Origin of the sequence: Vibrio sp. 10N.261.55.A10 (assembly GCF_041470825.1) — a bacterium.
GTDB lineage: Bacteria > Pseudomonadota > Gammaproteobacteria > Enterobacterales > Vibrionaceae > Vibrio > Vibrio crassostreae_C.
Window position 1 is genome coordinate 1,464 of sequence record NZ_JBFRNC010000062.1, and the last position, 26,697, is coordinate 28,160.

General features: G+C 44.0%; 21 protein-coding genes, 2 pseudogenes and 1 riboswitch. Of the genes and pseudogenes, 9 read left to right on the forward strand and 14 right to left on the reverse strand.

From position 1 onward, the window contains the following. Nucleotides 1–1,246 (reverse strand): carboxypeptidase M32 (locus tag AB4274_RS18615; protein ID WP_372112895.1); only part of this gene is annotated, 1,246 nt, incomplete at its 3' end. Nucleotides 1,247–1,542: 296 nt separating this feature from the next. Between AB4274_RS18615 and AB4274_RS18620 the strand changes: the two genes are divergently transcribed. Beyond that, complete coding sequence (locus tag AB4274_RS18620) at nucleotides 1,543–2,178, forward strand: LysE family translocator (RefSeq protein ID WP_017058961.1); 636 nt, start codon at nucleotides 1,543–1,545, stop codon at nucleotides 2,176–2,178. Nucleotides 2,179–2,284: 106 nt separating this feature from the next. Here AB4274_RS18620 and AB4274_RS18625 read toward each other — a convergent pair whose 3' ends face one another. The 4 genes and pseudogenes from AB4274_RS18625 to AB4274_RS18640 form a co-directional block, all read right to left on the reverse strand. Beyond that, nucleotides 2,285–3,760, reverse strand: a complete 1,476-nt coding sequence (locus tag AB4274_RS18625; protein WP_372112897.1) for an aerolysin family beta-barrel pore-forming toxin — start codon at nucleotides 3,758–3,760, stop codon at nucleotides 2,285–2,287. Nucleotides 3,761–4,320: 560 nt separating this feature from the next. Continuing rightward, nucleotides 4,321–4,782, reverse strand: a complete 462-nt coding sequence (locus tag AB4274_RS18630; protein WP_017059728.1) for a hypothetical protein — start codon at nucleotides 4,780–4,782, stop codon at nucleotides 4,321–4,323. Beyond that, nucleotides 4,779–5,591, reverse strand: a pseudogene (locus tag AB4274_RS18635) (transcriptional regulator). Before AB4274_RS18635 ends, AB4274_RS18630 begins: the two are co-directional and overlap by 4 nt. Nucleotides 5,592–5,975: 384 nt before the next feature. Beyond that, on the reverse strand, nucleotides 5,976–7,346 hold the full coding sequence (locus AB4274_RS18640) for a sodium:alanine symporter family protein (RefSeq protein WP_017059726.1): 1,371 nt from the start codon (nucleotides 7,344–7,346) through the stop codon (nucleotides 5,976–5,978). A 128-nt stretch (nucleotides 7,347–7,474) separates the two neighbouring features. Beyond that, nucleotides 7,475–7,594, reverse strand: a riboswitch (glycine riboswitch). A gap of 609 nt (nucleotides 7,595–8,203) precedes the next feature. Here AB4274_RS18640 and AB4274_RS18645 point away from each other — a divergent pair. Beyond that, nucleotides 8,204–8,938, forward strand: a complete 735-nt coding sequence (locus AB4274_RS18645; protein ID WP_017059725.1) for a chromosome segregation ATPase — start codon at nucleotides 8,204–8,206, stop codon at nucleotides 8,936–8,938. 322 nt (nucleotides 8,939–9,260) lie between these two features. Then, on the forward strand, nucleotides 9,261–9,488 hold the full coding sequence (locus AB4274_RS18650) for a hypothetical protein (RefSeq protein WP_065584878.1): 228 nt from the start codon (nucleotides 9,261–9,263) through the stop codon (nucleotides 9,486–9,488). 143 nt (nucleotides 9,489–9,631) lie between these two features. Here AB4274_RS18650 and AB4274_RS18655 read toward each other — a convergent pair whose 3' ends face one another. The 6 genes from AB4274_RS18655 to AB4274_RS18680 form a co-directional block, all read right to left on the reverse strand. Beyond that, on the reverse strand, nucleotides 9,632–11,173 hold the full coding sequence (locus tag AB4274_RS18655) for a sodium:alanine symporter family protein (protein WP_017059723.1): 1,542 nt from the start codon (nucleotides 11,171–11,173) through the stop codon (nucleotides 9,632–9,634). 561 nt (nucleotides 11,174–11,734) lie between these two features. Beyond that, nucleotides 11,735–12,907, reverse strand: a complete 1,173-nt coding sequence (locus tag AB4274_RS18660) for an ABC transporter permease (RefSeq protein WP_065583585.1) — start codon at nucleotides 12,905–12,907, stop codon at nucleotides 11,735–11,737. Next, on the reverse strand, nucleotides 12,904–14,205 hold the full coding sequence (locus AB4274_RS18665) for an ABC transporter permease (RefSeq protein WP_017059720.1): 1,302 nt from the start codon (nucleotides 14,203–14,205) through the stop codon (nucleotides 12,904–12,906). Before AB4274_RS18665 ends, AB4274_RS18660 begins: the two co-directional genes overlap by 4 nt. Nucleotides 14,206–14,212: 7 nt before the next feature. Next, nucleotides 14,213–15,187, reverse strand: a complete 975-nt coding sequence (locus AB4274_RS18670; protein WP_017070946.1) for an HlyD family secretion protein — start codon at nucleotides 15,185–15,187, stop codon at nucleotides 14,213–14,215. 3 nt (nucleotides 15,188–15,190) lie between these two features. After that, entirely contained in the window at nucleotides 15,191–16,630 is a 1,440-nt protein-coding gene (locus tag AB4274_RS18675) for a TolC family protein (protein ID WP_017063805.1), read from the reverse strand. Between the two features lie 215 nt (nucleotides 16,631–16,845). Then, on the reverse strand, nucleotides 16,846–17,073 hold the full coding sequence (locus AB4274_RS18680; RefSeq protein WP_009846577.1) for a hypothetical protein: 228 nt from the start codon (nucleotides 17,071–17,073) through the stop codon (nucleotides 16,846–16,848). Between the two features lie 617 nt (nucleotides 17,074–17,690). Here AB4274_RS18680 and AB4274_RS18685 point away from each other — a divergent pair. The 5 genes from AB4274_RS18685 to gnd all read left to right on the forward strand — a co-directional run bounded on the left by AB4274_RS18685 (nucleotide 17,691) and on the right by gnd (nucleotide 24,229). After that, nucleotides 17,691–19,343 (forward strand): ATP-binding protein, encoded by a 1,653-nt coding sequence (locus AB4274_RS18685; RefSeq protein ID WP_372112899.1) that lies wholly within the window; start codon nucleotides 17,691–17,693, stop codon nucleotides 19,341–19,343. A gap of 69 nt (nucleotides 19,344–19,412) precedes the next feature. Then, nucleotides 19,413–20,108 carry a response regulator gene (locus tag AB4274_RS18690; protein WP_065583602.1) on the forward strand — a complete coding sequence of 232 codons (696 nt, stop codon included), beginning with the start codon at nucleotides 19,413–19,415 and terminating at the stop codon, nucleotides 20,106–20,108. Nucleotides 20,109–20,518: 410 nt separating this feature from the next. Next, nucleotides 20,519–22,021 (forward strand): glucose-6-phosphate dehydrogenase, encoded by a 1,503-nt coding sequence (zwf, locus tag AB4274_RS18695; RefSeq protein ID WP_017059714.1) that lies wholly within the window; start codon nucleotides 20,519–20,521, stop codon nucleotides 22,019–22,021. Beyond that, nucleotides 22,018–22,752: a 6-phosphogluconolactonase gene (gene pgl / locus AB4274_RS18700; RefSeq protein ID WP_017066266.1), complete on the forward strand. Its 735-nt coding sequence runs from the start codon at nucleotides 22,018–22,020 to the stop codon at nucleotides 22,750–22,752. Before zwf ends, pgl begins: the two co-directional genes overlap by 4 nt. Before the next feature lie 28 nt (nucleotides 22,753–22,780). Further along, nucleotides 22,781–24,229 carry a decarboxylating NADP(+)-dependent phosphogluconate dehydrogenase gene (gene gnd, locus AB4274_RS18705; protein WP_017059712.1) on the forward strand — a complete coding sequence of 483 codons (1,449 nt, stop codon included), beginning with the start codon at nucleotides 22,781–22,783 and terminating at the stop codon, nucleotides 24,227–24,229. Between the two features lie 138 nt (nucleotides 24,230–24,367). On the opposite strand, the pseudogene AB4274_RS18710 reads toward gnd, so the two are convergent. Beyond that, nucleotides 24,368–24,574: pseudogene (locus tag AB4274_RS18710) on the reverse strand (metal-dependent phosphohydrolase); the annotation flags it as partial. A gap of 239 nt (nucleotides 24,575–24,813) precedes the next feature. On the opposite strand from AB4274_RS18710, the gene AB4274_RS18715 reads away from it, so the two are divergent. After that, a complete protein-coding gene (locus tag AB4274_RS18715) occupies nucleotides 24,814–25,227 on the forward strand; it encodes a VF530 family DNA-binding protein (RefSeq protein WP_010438513.1) in 414 nt (137 codons plus the stop codon). Nucleotides 25,228–25,329: 102 nt separating this feature from the next. Here the strand turns inward: AB4274_RS18715 and AB4274_RS18720 are convergent, their stop codons facing one another. Both AB4274_RS18720 and AB4274_RS18725 read right to left on the reverse strand, forming a co-directional pair. Then, nucleotides 25,330–25,521, reverse strand: coding sequence for a hypothetical protein (locus AB4274_RS18720; protein WP_065583598.1), 192 nt, complete (start codon nucleotides 25,519–25,521; stop codon nucleotides 25,330–25,332). Nucleotides 25,522–25,747: 226 nt separating this feature from the next. Continuing rightward, on the reverse strand, nucleotides 25,748–26,506 hold the full coding sequence (locus tag AB4274_RS18725) for a sulfite exporter TauE/SafE family protein (protein WP_102333369.1): 759 nt from the start codon (nucleotides 26,504–26,506) through the stop codon (nucleotides 25,748–25,750). Nucleotides 26,507–26,697 lie beyond the last annotated feature (191 nt).

Below are 26,697 nucleotides of genomic sequence, written 5' to 3' on the forward strand. Positions count from 1 at the left end.
AGTGTTTAGTGTTTAGTGTTCGCTCGCCGTCTGTCCAGTGGATGTCTTGCATACAGCCGTTAGTGAAGTTGCCTTGAGTGCTTAAACCAAGGTAAGACTGCATCTTGGTATTCCATAACTCTGGCACGTCAGTGTGTTTGATCTTGCCGTTGATCAAGTCACGCTCAATCTCGTAACGCAGGATAACGTGTGCAGGGTAGGTGAGTTCATCAGCATCGACACGGATGAAGTCTTTCTTCACGCGCGTGTAGATCTTCTGGAAGTTTTCTTTCTCAAATTCTGAGCCTGAGAATTGCTGACCAGCCAAGTTCGCTAAGTGTCCAATGAACGGGTCGCTGCGGCCGACTTGCATCTCGAAGAATAAAGATTGAGATTCATGAATGCCCATAGAACGAGCTTCCCCCGCTGGTTGTCCTGCTAGGTGTTTTGGTAAGCCTTGTTCGTAACGTGCGTGGCCTGTTTCATGCACAATACCCATTAAGCTTTGAACGAATTCCGCTTCGTCATAGCGTGTTGTGATACGCACGTCTGAAGGGACGCCGCCACAGAATGGGTGAACACTTTCATCCAATCGGCCGTGTTCAAAATCGAACTGAAGCAGCTTCATGACTTCTAAACCCAGTGCTTTCTGTTTCTCGGTCGAATAGATACCTGATGGTGCGTTAAATTGCTCGCTCGATTGTTTTTCGATCACTTCATCAATTAAACCTGGAAGCCAAGTTTTAACGTCTGCAAATAGGGTATCAAGTGAAGTAGAGCTGGTGCCCGGTTCATAAATATCCAGCATCGCATCATAAGGCGTTAGGTTGGCTGCGTCTGCGCGAATCTGCGCTTCTTCACGAGAAAGCTCAACCACTTCACGCCAGTTCTTTTCGAATCCAACCCAGTCGTTGTTACCGCGTTGGCTACGCCACGCATGTTCACATTTTGAACCCGATAGAGATTTCGCTTCAACCAGTTTTTCTGGAAGTAGGTTTGCTTGTTGCCACTGGCGTTTTATTTCACGAAGTGACGATTGTTGCTCAGTGTTCAGCGCTTCATTTTCAGCGTCTGCAATCCAATCGCCAAGCTGTGGTTGAGTCATTAAGCCGTGAATATGAACAGAAAGCTCGGCCATCGCTTCACTACGAGCTTGGTTACCACCTGCTGGCATCATTGAAGCTTGGTCCCAACCACAAATAGAAGCTAGGTGTTGAAAGCGTGAACATTTTTGAGAGTGTTCGACTAGTTTTTTGAATGCGCTCATTTGACTACTCTTAATTTGGTTTCTTTAAATGATCCTTAGGGCTGCGTCAGCGTTAAGGTTCATCTCGTGTACTTTGATTATGGCTTTGCTTTTTAATGACGCCGACCTTCGCAGTCGAAGATATAGCGAGAAAAGCATGAGGCGGTACGATGCCTTGAATTTACTATTTCTTAACAAATCAAACTGTTCCATTGTGCACAAAATCAGTGAGTTGTATAGCTGGTGGCAATTGTTGCTTGCGAATTGTTCAGATACACGGTATTGATGATAGATCGCTGAACAAAAATGACAATGATATGGATATTTTGAACTTTGAGGCATTTCTAATTGCCATCACTATTTTAACGCTAACGCCGGGCTTAGATACGGCTTTGGTGATTCGCAATACTAGCCGCTCTGGCTTAGCTGACGGTTGTATGACGAGCTTTGGTATTTGTAGCGGCTTGTATGTACACGCGTTTTTCTCTGCTGTGGGTATATCTGCAATCCTCGCCCAATCCGCTGAACTCTTTCAAGCCGTTAAGATGGTAGGTGCGGTTTACCTCATCTGGCTTGGCTTAAGCAGTTTGCGAGCATTGATGAAAAACGGTGGCGGTTTGAAGGTCGGAGAACAAGCTCAGCAGGCTTACAGTGCAAAGCGTTCTTTGCGTGAAGGCTTTCTGTCTAACGTTCTTAACCCAAAAACAGCAGTTTTCTATCTGGCCTTTTTACCTCAATTTGTAAACCCTGAAGGTTCGCCTTTATTGCAATCTATGTTGATGGCTTCGGTACACTTTATGATTGCGATGGTATGGCAATGTGGTTTGGCTGGCGCGCTTAACTCGGCTAAAAATTTGCTCAAAAACGCGAGTTTTATGAAGTGGATGGAAGGCGTGACGGGCATGGTGCTGGTTGGGCTGGGTGTTAAGCTTCTGATGGAAGAGCCTGTGTAGTTCACCGTTTTCAGTTGAACATGAATATATGAAAGCCCACGATGTGTCGTGGGCTTTGTGCTTTATTACTGGTAGATCTTTGTACCGATCTTATTCTACAGCGCAGTTATTCAACGACGCTAATGTTCATCTCAGCACCTTCGAAACCTAAGTCACTCAACTCATCGGCGTTAAAGTTGGTGGTAACTTCGATGTCGCCAATGCGCTCAGTAGATTCGTTGACGGAATCAGTACTTCTTTTGCTGCGTAGATTGTTAGTAATTGGTGTTGCTTGTCCAATTTCGATAGTACCTGCAAATTGAGATTCAGCGTAGAAATCTCCAGACACGTAAGAGTGGAAGGGGCGTAAGCTTCCGCCAGTCGCGTATTGCATGCTTGATAAGCCAGCTTCTTTAATCGCCCAGCCCCAATCCCACCATTTAGTTTCACCTGGGATGTAACGGTGATCCCATTGGTAGCGAATGTCGGCAGATTCACTGCTGCCACGGCCCATGGTGAAGGTATGAGCCTTGTACGGGCGGTTATCTGGATGAGAGTGCCACGCGTTGCCACCCCAACGAAGGAAGCCGTTGAATTCAACATCGTAGCTAATATCGGCGTTGAATCGGTACGGGTAAGAGATGCTTGAACGATACAGCTCAACTCGAATCGGTAGCTCCGAATTCGCAGGAACCATAGGACGAGCTTGAAGTGTTACTTGTTCGCTAGTGGAGTTGCCATTTGTTTCAGCGAAGCTTTGGTTAGCCTCGAACTTAACGGTGAGCTTAGTTTCGCCAACCAAAGGCCACTTGAAGGTGTTCTCTGTTTGAACGCTCTGTGAGAATCCGTAGCTGTTCGTTTTCGACCAGTTTGTTGATTCGTCTACTTTTAGGTCTACCACCACTTGTTGCGCGATGTTGCTGTTGTTTCTTGCCGTCGCGTAAACCGTTTTCACTAGTTCACGATCCGACTCGACAACATCACCATGCCAAAAGTTGTCGTCGTTAACGGTGTAGGCAAAATTGTCGACGGTGATTTTGGTTTTTTCATCACAGCGATAGCCGCTACAAGAGCCATTGTTATTTCCTTGTATTACCCAACTGTTGCCAGAGCGCTTTATCGTCATGTCTTCGCCCACGTACTGACTGTTATTACCGCTAACCCAAGCGTAACCTAGGTTGTGGGCTAAGTAGCTTAATGGGCGTACAAAGTCGTTACGGTTGTTCACTAATTCATACTGAACATCGATTTCGCTGCCTTCCTGAACCGATTTGGCGGAATAGTTAGGGATTTCAGATTGGTCGTTGTTTGGGTAACAGAACGTTGACCCACTGCTTGATTGCTTAATTTCGCCATGATAACCCGGCCCCATGATTACCCAGTTTCCTTTTAACCCGGTGATCTGCCAAGTGCCCATGCGAGCGACCAAAGTACTCTTCTGCTCTTCTGCTTCATAACGGTCTATAGGACGATAACCAGAGCGACAGACATCTTCACCAAGTTGGTCAAACACTATTTGGTCTGGGTAAATCTTCGCATTTACACCGGTTGATAGAACAGACAACACTGCGGTTGCTAAGAGACTTCTGTTTACTGTGATCATTAACAATTCCCTCATTTGTAATTTTTCTATTTTGATAATGTTTTGTGTGCCGTGCAGTTAACAAGACAAGTTCACTTTTTCATGTTGATAAATAGATAGATACTGAAAAGGGTTGAATTAAATTACCCAGTTAATTCAATGGCTTGTATTGTCATTAGTGTTTTTACGGTGAAAGAGTATGCAACTGAACGTAAATTGTTTGATGGGGCTCAAACCGTTTTTAGAAAAATGAAGGCCCATTATTCGGGCTTAGACGTCAAAATTATTTGACGTTATTTTTGGCGTTTGTATGAATGGTTAATTAGAAGAACAGGTATAACCATTCACAATACTCGTAGTTTTAAGGTGGGCAGGTAGTGAGTGACAAAGAGTAAAAATCTAACTTGAATATTTTGCTTTGCTATCGGTTTTAAAATGCAAACACTTAAAGTAAGGAAGACTGTAATAATTGTATTACTGATAAAATAATGAAAATAACCATCCGTTTTTTATGTGTAATATCGGAAAAGCTTGCTACTTGATAATAGGGCACTTTTTGCTAGTGGTTAAACTATCTCTAATTATCGTTTGGCCAGAAGTTGCGTTCGGCCTGTATTACACGTTTTAATGATGGCAAATAAATCATTCGAACTTAAGATATCAATCTTTACCGTTAATGGGTCATTGTTGATTAACAGGTAAGGCGCCAATCGGCTGTCATTCATTGTTTTATTTATTTTTTGCACAGAGACTAAGTCAATGGTGCCAGAAATAGAAAAGAAAAGTGATTGAGAAGGACGGGCTGTTCCTCTGAATCGCAGAACAAGTGGGTCGGGCATGTTGTCGTCTTGAACGGACATCAGGTGCAGCACCTTGTTGTTACTTATTTTCGTTAATCCGTCGGTACGTAATACATTGTCATTCACTATCAGGTCCACCACGCTATGTTGGTAGCGATGCTCTTCTTTTGGTTGGGGCGAAGGGATACTCCATATGCCAACCAATAAAACGAATGCAGAAATGAGCGCAACGATTGGCATCATAATTGACCTCTTTCTAGGAATAGGGCCAGTTCGGTACTGGCTTGATCTAGTTGGGTTGGCGTGTAAAAGATGTTGACGGACTGGCGTGTGGCTTTGTTCAGAATAGAGAGCTCAGAATATTCCGCTTCTTCGCTAATGTACGCCACGCAATCACATTGATACTGATAGAGAATGCTTTCTAGCTCTGGCGTCATCGCCATTTCAGGGGCTTGGAAAACTTGTATTTGACCTATCCATTGCTCGCTGAGCCGGTTAATGGGTTTGATATCGCTGAGGTTTCTCTCATTAACCTTAGCAAAAGCCAATAACGCTGATGCCAACAGTAAGCAGCCAGTGGTGAAGTAGCACAACTTGTTTCGGTTTTCAGCAGTGGGAAAGTAAGCCGACGAACTTTGTTTAGGGTTCGGCTTAGGTTCGACTGCAACAGCTGCACCGATAGCAATACCGTTATTGCCGACGGGTATCAGGTTGCTCGCATCAGCAAGGGGAGTTGTGGCTGCATTATTGATGGGGGAGTCGATTACCACGCACTCATCGATAAGGCGATAGCCCACCTTAGGAACGGTGACGATTGGGGTTTCTTTGATGCCTAATCTAACGAACCCTTGGCGCAGTAAACTTATACTTTTCGCTAGTGACGTATCCCCTATGAACTCGTTTCCCCAAGCGAAGCTAATAATATCTTGTTTGTTAACAATATCGGGTGAGTTTTTATGTAATAACTCCAGGACCCGAGTTTCACGGTATCATATTTTAATAGAACGTTCATCGTTATAAATACGGTTTTTAATCGGGTCGAATCTGATCATATAGCCAACGTTTTATTTTTATTATAATTCTCTCTACAATGTAGATGACTATAAACTGACTAATATATGAATTAAAGTCACATGTTTTATTCTTCTGGTTTTTTGTGTCGTTGAAACGAAAAGAAATTCAATATGTTTGTTACAAAACGCCTGACACCTACGCACAATCTGTTAAATATAAGTAATATCTAATTAAGTGTTGGTTTTATTAGTGTTCTTTTTAGTAGTCTTCTATCTTCTTTATTAAATCGCATAGTGGTCGATTTAATATTCTTGTTATTTATAAGGGCATATGTGCTGCATAATAATTTAAGACGTTTCGCTATGTGATGAAAATAAAAAAGCCCGCAGTTGAATGCGGGCTTGGTATTCAATCACTTCAGTTTACGCTTTAACTGCTTCACAATCATTTGAAGACGTCAACGGTTTGAAGAATAGCTTGGTTTCTTCGATAACAACGTGGCGCAGCAAGATAAGCCCGATTAGGTTCGGAATTGCCATTAGGCCGTTCACGATATCAGCCATTATCCAGATCATGTCGAGCTTTAAGAATGCACCAGAAGCCACCAACGCAATGAAGATGATCTTGTAAGGCAATACAGCTTTGGTACCTAGCAAGAACACAACACAGCGCTCACCGTAGTAGTTCCAACCTAAAATTGTTGTAAACGCAAAGAAGATTAAGCCAACAGAAACCAACATAGGGCCAAGGGTATCTGCATTCAGACCAACAGCGAATGCGTGAGTGGTCATCGCAGCGCCTGAAAGATCAGTCTGCCAAGCACCCGTTAAGATAAGCGCCAAACCTGTCATCGTACAGATGATGATGGTGTCGAAGAAGGTACCTGTCATAGAGACAAGTCCTTGTTTCACACATGAGTCTGTTTTAGCCGCTGCTGCAGCCATTGGTGCGCTACCTAGGCCAGATTCGTTCGAGAACACACCACGAGCGATACCTGATTGGATAGCAAGCATGATGCTCGCGCCAAAGAAACCACCGGTTGCTGCTGTGTTGGTAAACGCAGAAGTCACAACAAGGGTAATGGCATTCAGTAGTTGGTCGGCATTTGAAATCAGAACGCTTAAACACGCGACGACGTACATAACCGCCATAGTAGGAACAACTTTCCCTGCCACTTTAGCGATAGATTGGATACCACCAAGGGTAACCACTGCCACTAATATCGTAAGAACGACAGCAGACATCTCACGCGAAGCGCCAAATGAGATTTGAGTTGCGTCCAAGATAGCGTTGACTTGTGGGAAGGTACCGATACCGAAGCAAGCAACGCCGAGCGCGAAGACAGCGAACATTACCGCTAAGATTCGTGAGCCGACACCGTATTGCAGGTAGTACATTGGGCCGCCAACCATTTCGCCATTGCTATCGGTTCTGCGGTATTTAACGGCGAGTAGACATTCTGCGTACTTGGTCGCCATACCAAATACAGCGGCAAGCCACATCCAGAATAGGGCACCAGGGCCACCAATCTTGATTGCGGTCGCTACACCAACGATGTTACCTGTACCAATGGTTGCTGAAAGTGCAGTACACAAAGCCGCGAAACTCGATACGTCACCCGTACCAGATTTGTCTTTGCTGAACACCATTTTCAGTGCAGTTGGGAGGTGTCTAAACTGGAGTAAGCCTAAGCGAAAAGTAAAGTAGATACCTGTACCCACTAGCAGAATAAGCAGTGGTGGTCCCCAAACGAATTGGTTAATGGTTTGTAGTGTAGCTTGTAGGTGGTTCATAGATTCCCCTTAATAAATTAAAAATTTAAGGAGAAGAGGGAAGGCAGTGCAGATCTCAGGGATCGGGGGCACTACTTAATACATACGGATTTCTAGATAGAATTCTTGTGTTAATTAAGGCTGTTGCTTTCCACTCCTCTGTCCTTTTGCCTGAGAGTTTCACTTAGCGAATCACTTATAGATAAGTAACGGGCACTAAGCTTGCTCCTTCGGCGACCGATCTAACGGTTCTCTCCAGAGGTTCCTCCAACGACAGTCCTCACTTTTCTGGATTTCTCCAGCATAAAGCACCTGAAAGATTTACTTCTTCGGCGGGTCAATCTAACTAAATGTTAATGTTTAGTTAAAAACCACTCTCCTGCAGTCTTCATCGGAACAATTACCTAAATAATTAGGTAATCTGTAGGCGTATCCTAGATCATATAAAATGTGATGTCAGCTACAAAATATCTGTTTGCACAAATGTTGTTCAACTAAATGATCAAACAACGAGTCTCTGACGTAACTTGCTTATTTAAATGGTATAAAATAGAGAAACAAGGAGGAGTTATGACTCGACTAATAGCGATTGTTTTTTTATTGGCTTTGGCATTTGTACTATTTCGTTACCGGACAAACGAAAAACTGCAAAAATGGGTAGTGATAGTTATCGTTAGCAGTTTCCTTTTGTATACTGCCAGCTTGATGATTTCGGAGTTAACTCGTTAAGCCTGCCTGTAAACAGGTGGGATGAATGTGTTAGTAAAGCTTAAGTGCTTCTGGCTTGAGCGATAGGTTTAACTGAGCCTTCACAATCAGTATTGGCATTCGTGTCAGTGACCGCGTAACGTTAAATAAATTTTTGGGAGTACCCGCTAGTGAACCAGCAATCTGGACAAAGCGAACAAGATGAAGTGGTTGTTATAGAAGAACGCGATAAGCGCAGTCAGCTCTATATCGGCATTGCTGCGGTTATAGGTTTAGCACTGGGTGGCTTAATTGGTTCTACAGTTACGGCTTCTAAGTGGGAGTCCACTTACCAGGTACTCGAAACTCGTTATCAAGAACTGCATGACAGCAGAGCACAGTTGATGACATCCGTTGAAACTAAAGTGGCAAAAGTTGATACCGAAATCGATGCGAAAGTAGAAGCCGCTCTAGTGAAACAAACGGAAGAGCATCAAAAAGAGCTCCAGGAATTAGCGAAGCAGTCTTCGGTTTTAGAGAAGGCGAACTACTCGTTAGAGCAACAGCTAAATGAACAGAAGCAAACGTTAGAGCAAACTCAGCAAGACAACCAGAAACTTAATCGTCAGGCTGACATGCAATCGACTTTGTTTGAGCGTGCGCGTGAAGTTTTCCGAAAAGAATTACAGATTTCTCAAGAACTTGAAAAACTTGAGAAAGAAAGAGATCAACTCGAGCAGAATCTTGGTTCTCTTAAGAAAGCGTGTGATGTTTACTTAGATGGCACATCATGGGATGCGAAATCTGACGCGTGTGAGAAGCAAGATAACGCTAACTCTCGACTGAGTGATATAAGACAAATGATTGAAGTCCACACCATGGACCTCAAACAGATCAAAACTCTCACTGAAGAGATGGGTCTATAAGCCGAAGGCTTTACCAACCTAACGTTAGTTTTTCACTAAATATTGAAACGCCCACATCACACACGTGATGTGGGCGTTTTGCGTTTGTCGAGAGCATAGATCCGGTGCTTTCTCATTATTGATTATTTGCGTGTTTTCATTGTTTGCTTAGATATTTGTGAATAGTTACGTATATCCACAATGATATGTTACTTGTTGTCTATTAAATGACTTTGCATACATATTTTCAGCTCAGAGTCGCTGCATAATAGTGTTGTTCAGGATGAACACGCAGTCGATTGCTAGCTCGCATTTGGCTGCTTTGACGACAAGGGATGGAGTGATGCCAGAGTATCTTTGTGAGAACTGCACCATAGCTTATTGTTTCGATGATTGTCGCTCGCCATTAGCGCAAAAAGAGATGATCAAAGTAGAAGAGTTGGTTCGTCGTGTCGATGTTGAACACGATGATGAACAGAGTGAAAAGGGTGAAAAGAGTGAGCAGGGCATTGAAGGTAGTTATTCGCCTAATCGTTCAGACATAAAAAATCCCCACAAGCCAAGCTGGTAGGGATTTTGGATAAGTTGCAGTCCTGTTCTCGCTTTCTCAAGCAAAGGGTCTTACAAAAATTTTTAGAACAGTTTCGTTTTTAGAGCTGTGTCGTTTCTTAGAATGCAGTTAGCTACTAGAGCAAAACCTCATTCCACTAAACGTTATTTCTCATACGTTTTGATTTCGCCTGATTTCACACGAGCAACAAACGATTGCAGTTCTTTCTTCACAACTGGCATCAAGAAGTACAGACCAAGAATGTTGAAGATAGACATCGCAAAGATAGCCGCATCAGAGAAGTCGATTACCGCACCAAATTGAATCGTGGCACCAATAACAACAAACACACAGAACATCACTTTGAAAATCAGCTCCGTTGTTTTGCCTTCACCAAATAGGTAAGTCCAAGCTTTAAGACCGTAGTACGACCAAGAAATCATCGTCGAGAACGCAAACATGATTACTGCGAGAGCGAGTGTGTATTTGAATACTTCTGCCGTTTCAGTAAACGATGCAGCAGTCAGCGTTACACCCGTTAAACCAGAGCCATCGAATGGACCTACGTTTAAACCAGCGATAGTGATAACCAATGCGGTCATTGTACAAATGATTACCGTATCAACGAACGGTTCTAATAGTGATACTAGACCTTCGGTGATTGGTTCTTTTGTTTTAACCGCTGAGTGAGCGATAGCTGCTGAACCTACACCTGCTTCGTTCGAGAATGTTGCACGTTTCAAGCCTTGAATTAGCGCACCAATAAATCCACCAACAACACCTTCACCAGTAAATGCACCTGTAAAGATTGCGCTGAACGCAGGGCCAACTTGATCAAGGTTAGAACCGATGACAATCAGAGCCATACCGATATACAGAGCAGCCATCCAAGGAACAACTTTTTCTGTTACCGATGCGATAGAAGGCATACCACCAACAATCACAGAGAAAACTAAAGAGGCAAGTACAAGGCCAGTGATCACACCGTATTCACTTGGTACATCAAATGCGTAAGTTAACATGGCGTGTGCTTGGTTAGCTTGGAACATGTTACCGCCGCCCAATGCGCCTAAAATACACATTAATGCGAAACCAATAGCGAGCACTTTACCTAGTCCACCTAAACCTCTTTCACCCAGGCCTTGGCTTAGGTAGTACATTGGACCGCCCGAAACAACACCTGAAGGTAGGATAGTTCGGTATTTCACACCTAAAGTACACTCACAGAACTTAGAAGCCATACCCAGAAGGCCACACAAGATCATCCAGAATGTCGCGCCAGGACCACCAATCGCAAGTGCAGCACCTACACCGGCAATGTTACCAAGCCCGACAGTACCAGAAAGCGCCGTTGTTAACGCTTGAAAGTGAGAAACCTCGCCGTCCTCTTTAGAGTTAGGATCGGTATACTTACCTTTGATAATGTCTATCGCCATGCCGACACGTTTAAATTGAACAAAGCCAAAATAAACAGTGAAGATGATCGCAGCGAGCAACAGCCAGCCAACAATCACTGGGAAGTTAGCTTCACCAATCGGTACACTTTTAAATATCAGCCCAACGAACCAACCTGTGTATTCGTTGAAAAAACCATCAACACTTTGACTTAAGTTGCTGATAGCTTGGTTAAATGATCCTTCTTCTGCAAATGCACTGGAACTAAACAATAATATAAACCCAAAAAATAATTCACGTATGTTTTTCATGGTTGTCCCTGTCTTTTTAATAAATTATGTTTGTTGCTGTTGTGTTTGTTTTCTATTTGATTTGTATATTTCAGCGGTATATCTACTTCATTCGACGGCAACATAAACGGCTGTAGCTAGGTCGAAAAACGAAATAAATATAAGTACTGATCTTGCTTTATATGGATATCCTTTTGGTATGTGCACCAATAAGACTATGGTATTCGGACTACCAAGTCCTACTGACAATCCTATACATAAAAATAATGCCAACAAAGAAATTTTTACAATAAATTTACAATTGTTCGGGTTTTGTCATCATTTGGGAATAAGTCGATGCTTTTTATGCTGAGAAAAGCATATGCAGTAGCTGCTATAGAGTCGGGTGAAGGAGAATTCAGAGTGATGGGCTGGAGGGACATAGAGGGCGCGTAGGGGATTTCGAGTATTCGATATGTTTTCGAGGTGTATAAACATTCGAAGGCTGAAGGTGTCTTTGGATCTGAGGATATTAAAAAAGCCCTTTATCAGAGCTTTTATGTTCTAGCGGAAAGCATGAGTACTTTCCGCTAGAACATAAAACTAAACGGCCCGATGACTATTGCTATTGCCAACTGTGCCTTTACTGGATTTGTGGTAGAGCTTAAGTGCCAATAATGAACCCCACAGCAAAACTTGTCCCCATAGCAATGTCCATTGAGACGCCACTTCTTGCCAAGATGCACCCATCTGATTAAGTGCTAAGAAACCTTGGATAGCCGGTGTGCTTGGGAATAGCTGTGATAACAGAACTAACCATTCAGGCATCATTTCAACTGGCCAGATAAAACCTGAAGAGAAGATCAGTGGCATTGAACTGATTAACACTACAACCGTGACTAGCTCTCTTCGTGGTACTAACTCACCAATAAAAATCCCGATCAAACAGCTGGCCAGTAAGAAGGGCAGAAGTAAGGTTAAGATCTGTGTTGTTGAGGCGAGCTGGTTTATCCCATACATCGAAAAGCTAGCGCCGAAATAGTACATCGACAACAAGTAATAAATGCCGACTAAGGTACAACAGCGAGCAAGCATCAGTTTCGCTGGAGAGGTCTTACTCCAGTAGCCAAATGTCGATTGAGCGTTTTGGGTTGCACCCACTAAACCAGAAGCCATGGCTAAGGTTTGTTGCAGGATTAACACAAAGACGGCTGGAACTACGTAATCGATGTATCCCATGCGACTATTAAACGTTGGTTTCAGGTTCAAGCTGAATGCACTGTAGCCCTTGGCTGCCGATTCTAAAGGCACACCTTCGACTAACAAATGGCTGACCTTAACTTGCGCAGCTAACGTACCACCGGCCTTGGCAAGCCCTTCAACAATGGTTCCGTAGACCAAAAAGTAAGAAGCATCACCAGCGTAAGAAAGTGTCGGGCTCTTACCGAGCAACAAGTCTTTATAGAAATCTTCTGGAATGACAAGGAATCCGCCAATCTCTTGGTTAAGCACGGCTTGTTTCGCATCGGCGATGGTGGAGTCTCGACGGACCAATTCGATCTGAGAGGTGGCATCCACCATACGCTCTAATTGATAGCTGCTTTGACTCTTATCCAAGTTCACAACCGAAGCTTTCAGTTGTTGAGGAACTTGGTTCGCGTAAGGCAATGGATACAAGAAGGAATAGAAGACCACACCACCAAATACCGTAAGAAGCACGACAGGGTTGCGCAATACCGCTAAGAGCTCTTGCTTGAGCAGTTGAGTAAAGCTCATCGTTTTACTCCTTGTTGTGCTGATGCTTCTGGCTGTGTTGACGGCGTTGTTTTTGCAGATATAGCTGCTTTTGTAGATGGATCTGCTTGTGCAGTTAGAGTTGATTGCGCCAAGTGTTTCTTAATTAGCAACATTACCACGAAAGCAGGAACTGCGTACCACAACATAGAAGAGAGGCTGATCAAAGACTGTGCTGCGCTCACACCATAACTAGACTGCGCCGTTTGTACTTCGATGTAATGACTCACGGGCAATAAGCTTCTCCAAATTTGAGCAGCCGTGTTCATGTCTGTCACTGGAAAGGTAATGCCCATGAACGCGAAACTCGGTGCAGTAAAGGCACCTGCGAAACTCATCGCCCTTGCAGGATCAAGTGTTAAGAAGAAAAACAAACAACCCATGATGATACAACTGATCACTGTCAGTATTTGGGCAATGGTCAATGCTACAAAGCTGCCATTAAATGGCCAGTCTAAGAGAGCATAGAACCAAAAGCTAAACGCGATACCAAACATTAAAAATAAGACAGCATAAGGTATTAATGTTGAGGTTAGCGACTTCATAGGGGCGTTGGATAACCAAGCTTGAAGGCCACGTGCTCTAACGTTCGCCGTTAAAACTAATATCGTGCCGACCACAACCATGATCTGCCACAGTGCAGGAATAACTGCAGACACCAAGAACTGAGCATAACTGCTGTTCTTGTTAAACAGTGGCGTGATCTGGCTTTGCACTGTTACTGCTTGGCCTAATGCTGATTGGACTGTGGTATCACCGAGTGACAGTTGTTTAACCACTTCAAGTTGAGCGTTAAACGTACCTTGAGCTTGTAGCAGAGCCGAGTTCACTAATTTGCCGATCAAGATAAATTGGCTGTTGTAGAACACGGATACCTGCGGGTTTAAACCTAGGTAAATATCTCGGTCAAAGTGTTTAGGTATTACAACATAGCCGTAGATATCACGTTCGATCATCGCTTTTGCCGCTTCACTCGCTGAGCTGTATTTCTGAGTGACTTGCAGTGTTGGTGAAGCATCAACAAGGCGTGTGAACTGTTGCGAGATTTGACTGTGCTCAAGGTCGACAACTGCGACCGGTAAGTCACGAGCGATCCCTTGTGAAAAAATCAGCCAGATACTGGCAGCAAGCAGCAAAGGAATCCAAGTTAGGCAAGACAACAACCATTTGTCTTTGCGGACAATCGCCCACTGCCGAAGCAAGGTATTCTTCGCTCTATGATGCTCAGTTGATTGCGAGCCTCTAGATTGCGATCCAGTATATTGAGAGTTAGCAGACATAAGTCACCTAAAGCTCAACCACTAGGCTCATGCCCATACGCAGTGTTTCGCTCGTATCGACAGGGTGCGCTTCTACTTCAAAAGTACGTAAATCGAAGCCTTGTGCTGCGTCTGTTGAGCGCCAAGTTGCGAAATCACCCATTACGGCGATGTGAGTTACTTGGAAAGTTAATGATTTATCCAGAGCCGGTAGGTACGCCTCAAACTGGCTGCCTTTCTCGAAATGCTTAAGCATGTCTTCACGAACATTGAGCACAGCCCAAGCATCCTTGGTGTCGATAACAGTCACAACAGGGAAGCCTTGTGGTGCAAGTTCTCCACTGCTCAATAGAACCTGAGAGACTTCGCCATTAAACCAGCTGTGGATCTGTGTGTCTTTTGCGTAAGCTTCAACTTCCGCTACCGCACCCGCTGCCATTAACGCTTTTTGAGCGGCGGCCACTTTGGTTTCGTCACGCGCACCTTCTTGCGCTAATTGATACATTTGGAATGCAGCGCTTTCGGTGTACTTCGCCGCTTGCCACTGTGTTTTGGCTTCATCACGCTTCTGCTCGGCAACCACACCATCGTTGTAAAGGTTGTTTACACGTTGGTAGGTTTTGTCCATCAGATCGGCAGCTGCTTTGGCTTTCAACCATTGGTCTTTAGCCGCTTGGATCTGTTGAGTACGCGCGCCATTCTCTGCTTCTTGTGCTAATGCACCAGCGGCTTTCTGACCAGCTTTTGCTTGCTCTAGCTTCGCATCAATCTCAGGGCTTAGTAGAGAGAAGATCAATTCGCCTTTTTCAACCGAATCGCCTTTGCGCACGAATATTTCATCAATTCTGCCAGGTACTTTCGATGAGATGCTGTATTGCTGCACATCGATTTGACCTTGAAGCTTAACCGGCTGAGGTTGATAAGCTTGATAGAAACTGTATCCGACCCAGCCAATAACGCCGATACCAACTAAAGATAGAAGAAGGGGCTTAATAGGTTTCATGAATTATCCTTTTGACTGGCTAACGGTGTCTGTTTTTGAGTCGAAATCAGACGGAACAGAGGAGGTTAAGTAACTGGAGTAAGCATTCATTTCGCTGGTTAGCGCTAACAGCTTGTTGAGAGAGATTAGGTATTTGAAGCGAGCAGCAGATTGCTGGGTTTTAATGCTCGCAAGATAAAGCTCGGCATCAACCACTTCTAATGAGTTAGATAACCCTTGTGTGAAGGCTTTTTTACGAAGTAATAGGTTTTCCTGAGCTAAAGACAAGCTCGAGTTTAGGCCTTGAACCTCTTCAATGGCTTGGTTTGCTTCAAGGTAAGTCTTTTGTACCAACACGGTTAAGTCTTGCTTAGCTTGTGACTTAAGGAATTGAACCTGTGATACGGCACTGTGAGCCGCAGCGACTTTGTCGGAACGGCCAGAGGTATCAAGCAGTGGCACATTCACACCAATGCCAACCAACCAATCGGGTTTCATTTCACTGGCTAGAGAGTCATCTTCATACAGGCTGTAATCACCATAAAGGTAAACCTCTGGGTAGTATTTACCTTTCTCGGCTTTAATTAAGCTGCTTGCTTGTTTCTCTTTTGCATCAAGAATCTTAAGGCCGGGGTAGGTCATGAGTGTCTGGTCAATGAACACGTCCATATGAGGCAGGTTCTTATTGATAAACAGTTGTTCAGAGGGTTCTACACTTTCATTTTGACCAAGGATTTGGGTCAACGCCAATTGCGCAATTTTAAGATCGTTCTGAGCTTTCGTGCGCTCTACAATCGCTTTATCTAAAGAAGCATCGGCTTGTAGGCGTTCTACTCGGGCGATTTGTCCTTGCTGTTCAAGCTTGATGGCGAAATCACGATGCTGAGTTAAGCCTGCTTCAACGGCTTGACGCGTTCTCACCACGTCTTCCGCTAAGATCACCGAGAAGTAATACTTACTTAAGTCTTCGTAGCGAGCTTGTTTCTCCATCAACAGTTGGCTTTGCGCTTCTTCGCTTTTACCTTCAGCCGCATTTTGCGCAGCGGTTATTCGACCACCAGTGAAGATAGGCCACACAGCACGAATGGAAGAGCTAAAGATGTCTTGTTCGGTAATCGTTGAGGTAACGCCACCAACTAGAGGGCGCAAAATCGCGGATATAGCAGGGTTTACTCCACTCAAGCTATCTGAAAACTGTTCACCATTAATCGTCACATCACTATCAAGGTGCGTGTAGTTAGCCCCTAAGGTAATAGAAGGAAGATTGAGGCTACTTGTTGAGTTCTGAAGGTGTTGATAACGTTCAACGTTGGCTTGTTGAGCCGCAAGAGAGTTGTTGTTTTCTTGCAATATTTGCCACGCTTCAGAAAAAGTGAGCGGAGCTGCATAGCCTGGCGAAGCCATAGTGCCGAGAAGCATACTGGCGATCGCAAGGTATCGGAATTTTGGTTTGGTCATCTGCATTAAATACCAATTAGAGTATTAACTCTAATGTTAACAGGGCGATAGTCATTTGTCTTGAATAGATTGTCTCATATGAATAGAAATTTTCATAACTCGTTAATCAAGTGTAAATAAGATTGAGTGACGTGAATATCAAAGATAAATGAAACTTAAAAAGCACGCATAAGCGTGCTCTTTAAGTTCAGTATAGAAGTGTTTTTACAAAATGAAGTGGCTTATTTAAAGCTAGGACAATGGTGATCGGCGCGCCATACCAATTGTCTTGAACCTTGCATTGTTTGTAATAAATCTCTCCCTGACATTTGCGGGAATGCTAACAATACCTTGAGATCGAGTGGGGAGGTGCCATCTTTCTCATAGGCTCTTACGTGAGTAAAAGTCGATTGTAAGTGTTTGAACAGCATAGTCTTAGTAAGACAAATTCCAAAGTTATCGCGTTTCATTGCCTTGTTTCCTTTTCAACAATGTTTATACGTTATGTTTGTTATCCTGTTTCTATTGGACGTTGCCACTGATCGATACTTCCTGCTCATCAATGTTTTATTATTGGGTGATGCTTTTATCAGTCACCTCTTCGTTGTCTGGCTAGCCGAGTTTGAAATAGCGATGGATGAATAGGGGAGAATACTTAATCCGTTTGTTCATCATTCGTAACGGCGAGCGTGCAACTTTTAGTTATAGATACGTCCAGCGAGCGAAGGGTTGTTGCTATTTTGTTAATCGAAGTTTCGATTCAAAGCGCGGTCTGAAAATCATGACCTATGGCTTAGCAACAATAAACTTCTTCATATGCAACCATTATAATTGTATTTATTTTAAACAACCTAAAAAACACCTAAAAGCTTAGTGATCTAGCTCAATATTTATTCGTTTATTTTGGTTTTTAAGCTAATCAGTCCTAAAAATGAACGATTAATCGAGATGAACAACGTAAAGGATTATCAATTAACAATCTGCTCAATTATTTAGTTGAGTAGCAGTCACAAATTCATGCCCCTAGAAAGGTCATGCGATTAACTTGGTGTTAACATTGATCGTCTAACACTAGGGACGGTGGAATATGAAATGGAGCAGTATCAGTTTCCGTAAAAGGTTACTGATTATCATGACGGTCACTGGCCTCGTTGAACTTTTGATTCTTGCAGCTGCTGGTTTTTACTACATCAAACAATCTCAAGAACAAGAGATGGGTTTGAAAGCGTTAGGTGTTGCTGAATTTCTATCTGAATCGCCGCTTGTCACCAGCATTATTCAAGAAAATGGAACGTTGGACCCTAATGGCGTTCCCTACGTTTTGTCTGAAAAAACCCAAGTTAAATTTCGTAACCTTACTCAGCTCATTGGCGCGGCGTTTATCGTTGTTGGAGATGATAAAGGTATCCGCCTGATTCACCCTTATGATGACAGGCTCGGTAAACCCATGCGTGGTGGCGATAACCAAAAAGCATTGGTATTGGGCGAGTCTTATGTGTCGACAGCCAAAGGATCGCTGGGTTTTTCAGTTCGTGGTAAATCCGCGGTAAAAGACACCCAAGGTACCGTTATTGGTGTGGTGTCAGTTGGTTACTTATTGGATTCGTTGCAAGATCGAATCGAACCTTACTTAGCCTTTTTGATTGTGATGGCGTTGCTGGTGGTTGCGGTCAACGCTTTGATTTCGAGTTATGTATCTCGCCGTTTTCAACGCGCTATTTTGGGCTTTGAGCCTGAAGAGATAGGCCGGTTGTATGTTGAGCTAGATGTAACCATGAGTACCGTGAAAGAGGGCATTCTGAGCATCGATAAGCACGGCATTTTACGTTCAATTAATAAGAGTGCCTGCGATATTTTATCGATAGACAGGGATAAAGCACTCAATCAACAGCGCCTTTCTGATGTATTGCCAGGCAGTGATTTAGAACAACTGCTATCAACCGGCGACACCGACCACGATGTTGAGTTGTATTTAAACAATAAGCGAATCATTGCTAACCGAAGCCCGATTATAGTGGCAGGTGAGGTGGTCGGGGCGGTATCGAGTTTCCGATTACGAGATGAAATCAACGATTTAACAGACCAGCTCTCACAAACCAAAGAATATGCTGATCTACTGCGTTCACAAACCCACGAGCATCAAAACAAGCTCAACACCATCAGTGGCTTGATTCAGATGGGCGAGCTGGACTCTGTTCAACAATTGATTGGTCAAGAAACCGCTCATTACCAGAGCTTAATTGAGTTCTTAAGAGAGACGGTGAAAGACCCTCTTATTGCAGGCATGCTTTTAGGCAAAACAGAGCGAGCTCGAGAGATTGGGTTAGAGCTTAAAGTGGAAGAGGGATCAAGGCTTGAAGCTCTGCCTAGCTGGTTAAACGCGGATGACGTTGTCACAATTCTTGGCAACCTGATTGATAACGCCTTTGACGCCACCATGACGGCGATTAAGCAAGAGGGTCAAATTGCGCCAGCGCGTCGGGTTATTGAAGTTTCAATCAGTGATTTTGGTAATGAAATTATCGTAGAAGTAGAAGACAAAGGGTGCGGTTTGCCGAAAGAGTTGGCGACCAAAGCACTCACCGAAAAAGGCGTATCGAGCAAAGCGAAGCAAAATCGTGGTGTGGGTTTGTATCTGATAAAGCAGCTGGCAGACCGATATCAAGGGCAGCTTGAAATGGTCGACAACCAAGATTTTGGCACGCGAATGACGGTTTATTTGCCAAAAGAAGAACAATAATAATTAAGCACGAAGCGATCTTGTGAAGATCATCGTGACGGAAAAAACATGGTTAAAGGAAGAACATAAATGAACGCAATCACGAGAGTCATGGTCATTGAAGATGATATTGCGATTGCAGAGCTACACCATCGTTATTTAGAACAGATGGGTGGCTTTGACGTGGTCGGCATTGCCACTACACAGTCTGAAGCGCTGATGCAACTGGACATCTTAAAACCGAATTTGGTGTTATTGGATGTGTATCTGCCGGACGGGTGTGGGCTCGATATTCTTAATCACGTAAGAGGGAGCAATCAAGGCTGCGACGTTATCTTGATTACTGCTGCTCGGGATGTGGATACGCTGCAGCAGGCAATGCGCGGGGGAGTGGTGGATTACCTATTAAAACCAGTCATGTTTCCTCGTTTGGAAGCAGCACTGAAGAAGTATCAGTCACAGTTACAAGAGTTCGAAAGCGTGTCTGATTTGAACCAAGGTTTGGTTGATAAGATGCTGCAAGCCAATGCCAAAGCGGACTCAGGAAAAGTATCAACCTTGCCCAAAGGCATTGATGGCGTAACGTTGGATAAGATCAGAGCCATTTTTCAGCAAGCTGATGCCGTTAATATTACCGCCGATGAAGCCGGAGAACGAATTGGTGCTAGCCGAACCACCGCCAGACGCTATTTAGAATTTTTGATTACCACTGGTGAGTTAGTCGCAGACTTAAATTACGGTACCGTAGGTCGCCCGGAGCGCTGCTACAACAAAGCGCAAAGATAAACACGACACCATCAAAATAAATATAAAGCCAGTTGAATAAGCTGGTTTTACCTTTTTCTCCCTTTCCTATTGCTCACTCCACCGACCAGATACCGTCCTTTCTTGACTACACTGTTTGAGAATGCCGATTTGCTTCTCCCTCGGGTCAAATGAACGGAACTATCGATTAGAATTTGTTCGAAATGAGTCAATATTTAATCGATTGCTTTCACAGTGGTTGATGTAAATCAAATAGTCATAGACAATACTGTCCCGAATAGAGGTGATAGCTTTCACCCTCGTTTACCAAACGCATTCTCAAATTTAATAGGCGCTTACTATTGATGTAATAGTTAAGACCTATTATCTATTTTCGTATGTCGCTGATACCTTTGGCGAATACTAAAAACCTTGTTTTTATAGGAAAGATGATGGTAATACCTGAAAACAGCAGCATCGTTATTTTTGGTGCGTCGGGAGATCTAACTTACCGCAAGTTAATTCCTGCTCTATACCACCTGTATGCTAGCAATCAACTACCAGAATCCTTTGCGATTCTTGGAGTGAGCCGTACTGAGTACAGCGATGAGTCTTACCGTGAGAAGCTGAAGAAGTCTCTTCAGGAAATGGAAAAAACTGAACCAGAGACGCTGAATGCATTTATTGAACATCTGCATTACCAAGCGATCAATACTTCAGATGTAGACGACTATGCTCGTTTAGCACAACGTCTAGACAAGCTTGAGCAAGACTACCAATTCGAAAACCATAACACATTGTTCTACTTGGCAACCCCGCCAAGCCTATACGGTGTGATTCCAGCAAACCTTGCTGCGCATGGCCTTAACGATGAATCGAACGGCTGGCGTCGTCTGATCATCGAAAAACCATTTGGTTACGACTTAGCATCAGCTCAAGCGTTGGATGAAGAGATCCATCATCACTTCCAAGAACACCAGATCTACCGTATCGACCATTACCTTGGTAAAGAGACGGTTCAAAACCTTCTAGTGCTTCGTTTCTCAAACGCGATGTTTGAACCACTGTGGAACCGTAACTTCATTGAATACGTTGAAATCACAGGTGCTGAGTTCCTTGGCGTTGAAGAGCGTGGCGGATACTACGACGGTTCTGGCGCAGTTCGCGACATGTTCCAAAACCACCTGCTGCAAGTGCTAGCGATGGTAGGTATGGAGCCGCCTGCACAAATTAACGCTGATTCTATTCGTGATGAAGTGGTTAAAGTGCTTCAGTGTCTGAAACCATTAGAAGAAGATGATCTGCGTAAAGATTTAGTATTAGGTCAGTACACAGCATCAGATGTTCGTGGTCAGCACCTACTAGGTTACCGTGAAGAGCATGGTGTAGCGGATGATTCTCGTACCGAGACTTACATCGGCTTGAAAGCTCACATCAATAACTGGCGTTGGAATGGTGTTCCTTTCTACGTACGTACAGGTAAACGCTTACCAACACGTGTGACTGAAATCGTGATTCACTTTAAGAACACGCCACACCCAGTATTTGGTCAAGATGCACCAGAGAACAAGCTGATTATCCGCATCCAACCGGATGAAGGTATTCAGATGAGCTTTGGTTTGAAAGAGCCAGGCGCAGGCTTCAAAGCAAAAGAAGTGAAAATGAACTTCTCTTACTCTGACTTGCCTGAAACTCAGATGCTGACGGCTTATGAGCGTCTTCTTCTTGATGCACTGAACGGTGATGCGACTCTGTTTGCACGTACCGATGCGGTAGAAGCATGTTGGAAGTACGTTCAACCAATCTTAGACTTCAAGCAAGATCCTCAAGCACTGTTTGGCTATGCTTGTGGTACTTGGGGCCCACAGGAAGCAGATGAACTTCTGCAACGTGATGGCCGCGCATGGCGTTTCCCATGCAAAAACTTAACAGACACGGATTACTGCGAACTATGATCAATCACAAGATCTTTGCAACGCCTGAACTGGTTGTTGAAAACCTAGCAAATGAAATGAAAGCATACAGCGAGCAGGGCAAACCTGTTCACATTTCACTGTCTGGTGGCAGCACGCCAAAAATGCTTTTCAAACTTTTAGCACAGGCGCCATACGCGGAAGGTATTCAATGGAATAACCTTCACTTCTGGTGGGGCGACGAACGTTGCGTTGTACCAGACGACGCTGAAAGCAATTTCGGTGAAGCAAACGCGCTCTTATTTTCAAAACTAAAAGAGTTTACTCAAGTAAACCTTCCTGCTGAAAACATCCACCGCATCCGTGGTGAAGATGAACCAAAAGCAGAAGCAGAGCGTTTCGCAAAAGAGATGGCAGACGTAATCCCAACAGAAAACGGCACGCCTGTATTCGATTGGATTCTGCTTGGTGTTGGCGCAGACGGTCACACAGCTTCACTATTCCCAGGTGCAACCAACTACCAAGATGAGAACCTATCTGTACTGGCTTCTCACCCTGAGTCTGGTCAAATCCGTGTTTCTAAAACCGCAAAAGTTTTAGAAGCAGCAAAACGAATCAGCTACCTAGTACTGGGTGCAGGTAAAGTTGAGATCGTTAAAGAAATTCATACAACTCCTGCTTCAGAACTGCCTTACCCGGCAGCGAAAATCCAGTCTAAAACTGGCGAAACAGAGTGGTTCCTAGATTCAAATGCAGCAAGTGCTATCGCATAAGTGCGAATAGCCGCAAGGAGATAAAATAATGAAAGGTGATATCGGTGTAATTGGCCTAGCAGTAATGGGTCAGAACCTTATCCTAAACATGAACGACCACGGCTTCAAAGTTGTGGCTCATAACCGTACTGCTGCTAAAGTAGACGAGTTCCTAGAAGGCCCAGCTAAAGGTACTAACATTGTTGGTGCTTACTCTCTAGAAGAGCTAGTTGAGAAGCTAGAAGCGCCACGTAAAGTGATGCTTATGGTTCGTGCTGGTGACGTTGTAGACACGTTCATCGAAAACCTAATCCCACTTCTAGACGAAGGCGACATCATCATTGATGGTGGTAACACTAACTACCCAGACACTAACCGTCGTGTAGCGCATTGTCGTGAGAAAGGCATCCACTTCATCGGTACTGGTGTATCTGGTGGTGAAGAAGGTGCTCGTTTCGGTCCTTCAATCATGCCAGGTGGTGCGGCTGAAGCTTGGGAAGCGGTTAAGCCAATCTTCCAAGGTATCTCGGCAAAAACTGACGCTGGTGAGCCTTGCTGTGACTGGGTTGGTAACGACGGTGCTGGTCACTTCGTTAAGATGGTACACAACGGCATCGAATACGGTGACATGCAGCTTATCACTGAAGCATACCAGTTCATGAAAGATGGCCTAGGTATGTCTGCTGACGAGATGCAAGCAGTATTCGCTGACTGGAACAAGACTGAGCTAGACAGCTACCTAGTTGAAATCACTGCTGACATCCTTGGCTACAAAGATGAAGACGGTGAAGCGCTAGTTGAGAAGATCCTAGACACTGCAGGCCAAAAAGGTACGGGTAAGTGGACTGGTATCAACGCACTAGACCTAGGTATCCCACTAACACTGATCTCTGAGTCTGTATTCTCTCGTTGCCTGTCTGCTCTTAAAGACCAACGTGTTGAAGCTGAAGCTTTGTTTGAGAAGACAATCACTCCAGTTGAAGGCGACAAGCAAGAGTGGGTTGATGCACTACGTCAAGCTCTACTGGCTTCTAAGATCATCTCTTACGCTCAAGGTTTCATGCTAATGCGTGAAGCGTCGAACGAAAACGGCTGGGACCTAAACTACGGTAACGTAGCGCTAATGTGGCGTGGTGGTTGTATCATCCGTTCTGCATTCCTAGGCAACATACGTGATGCGTACGAAGCAAACCCAGACATCGCGTTCCTAGGTTCTGACGAGTACTTCAAAAACATCCTACAAGGCAGCCTAGTGGCATGGCGTAAAGTAGCAGCGAAATCTCTAGAGTCTGGTATCCCAATGCCATGTACGATTTCTGCGCTATCTTTCCTAGACGGTTACACAACTGCACGTCTACCAGCGAACCTGCTTCAAGCTCAACGTGACTACTTCGGTGCTCACACTTACGAGCGTACTGACCGTCCACGTGGTGAATTCTTCCACACAAACTGGACTGGTACAGGCGGCGATACTGCTTCTACAACTTACGACGTATAATCGTTAGTTAGAATCAGTAGAGAACAAATTTGTTCTTTCAGCTGCAAACTAGAAAACAAAAGGATGCCTCAGTGGCATCCTTTTTTGTTGGTTTGCGTATTTTTAGATGGTCACTTCAAACACACAACTAATTATCGCTTAGGCGGTCATGATATGTGGTTGTACATCGTCGTTGTATTGATCTCGAATGGCCATAAAGCTGTCTAGGTTTTGTTTAGGCGCTTCAACCCACTCTGGGTCAAACATTGAACCAGTGTTTGCTTCTATATAGGCCATCACCTCATTCAGTGACCAAGCGTGTTTATAGGCTCTTTTACTCATTAACGCATCGAATACGTCTGCCAGTTAATAGCGTATGCGCTATTGCTTAACTAAAGTGCTGTTAATGATGATCTGGACGTTAAATAACCATTTTAAAATTAAATGAAAAGATAAATAGGATAACGCACATGCTTTATGCCATCATAAAGGCATAAATAAGGGCAATGGATGTAATGCCCAAGTGATTGAGCTAGAAATGGTCAGTGATGACGGTGTTCTAGAGTAAATTCAAGGCCTTTAGTTGCCTTGAAAAAGGTAATGTTATGACTGAAGAAGAAAGAATCGAACTGCAACAAAATAACCCGCTACACGGCTTAAAGCTTGAAACCATGATCACTGAATTAGTGGATCATTATGGTTGGGAAATTTTAGATGCGGCAATGCGTATGAACTGCTTTAACACTAAGCCTACAGTGGCAAGCGCAGTTAAATACCTGAAGAAAACCGAATGGGCTCGTGAGAAGGTTGAAAACTTCTACCTTTACCGTTTCAAGCGCATGCCTAAAGCATCGGACATCGAATACCAGATGCCTCCGCGTTCACGTACATTCCGCCATGGGCTAGAGCCTCGTGAGCCAATGGAACTAACGGTTGAGTCTATCCACGCTTCTCAAGCTAAAGCTGCGTCTGCATTTAAAGAGCGCCGCGGCGGTAACGGTCGTAACTTCCGTCGTTAATAAGAAGGCGTCGACGATTAGTACGCCTAATTAGATAAGCGAAAAACACAAAAGGAGCCTATGAGCTCCTTTTTTTAATTCGTTCGATTAAACCGTAATTGGCTAAGCTTCGCGGTTCTTTCTTTGATTCTTCCAAAGATCGGTGACATAAACGATCGCACTGACCAGTAAGAATAGCGCTGACACAGAAAACAGAGCGGGCATTTTTAAGATCCACGCGAATGTGGCAGCAAGAAAAGCGACAAAGCAAATGAGTCGACTTGATGACATGACATGACCGAGTTTAATGTTCATAACGCCTCCTAATGAAGTCTCACTTTCGACAGGAGAAGTATCCCACCCTTGGAAAAATAAAGGCTAAAAAACAGTCTAAATTGTTATCAAATTTACTAATTAAAGGACTCGTCTCACACATATCGACACTGTTATTTTATAAGTAATAAAATAGCCAAATCGGTATGAGCAGGGTGGAGTCTTTTGGCTTTATCTTTTCAGTTGCAAGTCTTATTAAACCGAACGTCTAATTAGCATAGAAAAAGTAAGCGGTGATCAAAAAGCTCGCGATGATCACTGTGGTTCGAACATAGTGTTGAGGGATGCGGCGAGAGATTTTTGCTGAATAATAACCACCAACCAATGTACCCAATAATACAGCCATGCCAGACGGCCAATCAATCGAACCATTGACGATAAAAAATACGATCGCTGCGAGGGAAGCACACGCGGACACGAGCAGTTTGATGCCATTCATCACGTTGATGTTGGTGTAACCAGCCAGCGCCAAGTAGCTCAATGTCACAATGCCTAAGCCTGCATTAAAATAACCACCATAAACACACACGATCAAAAGCAATACAGCGGAAAAGAACGCCCCTGCGCTGGTGGCGTGCTTATGTTTAGCGGTTACTTTCTTTAGCCATTTGTTGAGAGTGCCACCAAAGGTAAAAAGCAGAGCGGCGAACAGTAATAACCAAGGTACGGATTGGGTAAATAGCGCTTCTGGCGTGTGTAGTAGTAAAAATGCACCAATGCCGCCGCCAATTACGCATAGCCCAACAACGAGCTTGAGTTGTTTGGTACCAGATTGAATTTCGTGGCGCAGTGCGTAAGCACCACTGATGTAACCAGCGCATGAAGCAAAGGTGTTGGTCGCGTTGGCTGCTATTGGTGGAACGCCAGCAAATAACAAAGCAGGGAAAGTGATGAAGCTGCCGCCACCCGCAATGGAGTTAAGCACACCGCCAACCACCCCTGATAAGAATAGAATCAACCAATCCATAGTTTTAGAATCCAATACGTTAACTAACTGGTTACCTTACTTGAATTTGTTATGAATATCAGCGCCATGTGTGTTGTAAAGATAGGTTTGTGAGTTTGCTACCATCTTTAACCGCTGGTTTTAATTGAGGCTTTAAATGAAAAAAGGAGCCAATGGCTCCTTTCGTTGAGGTTTAGTTGATTCGATAAAGC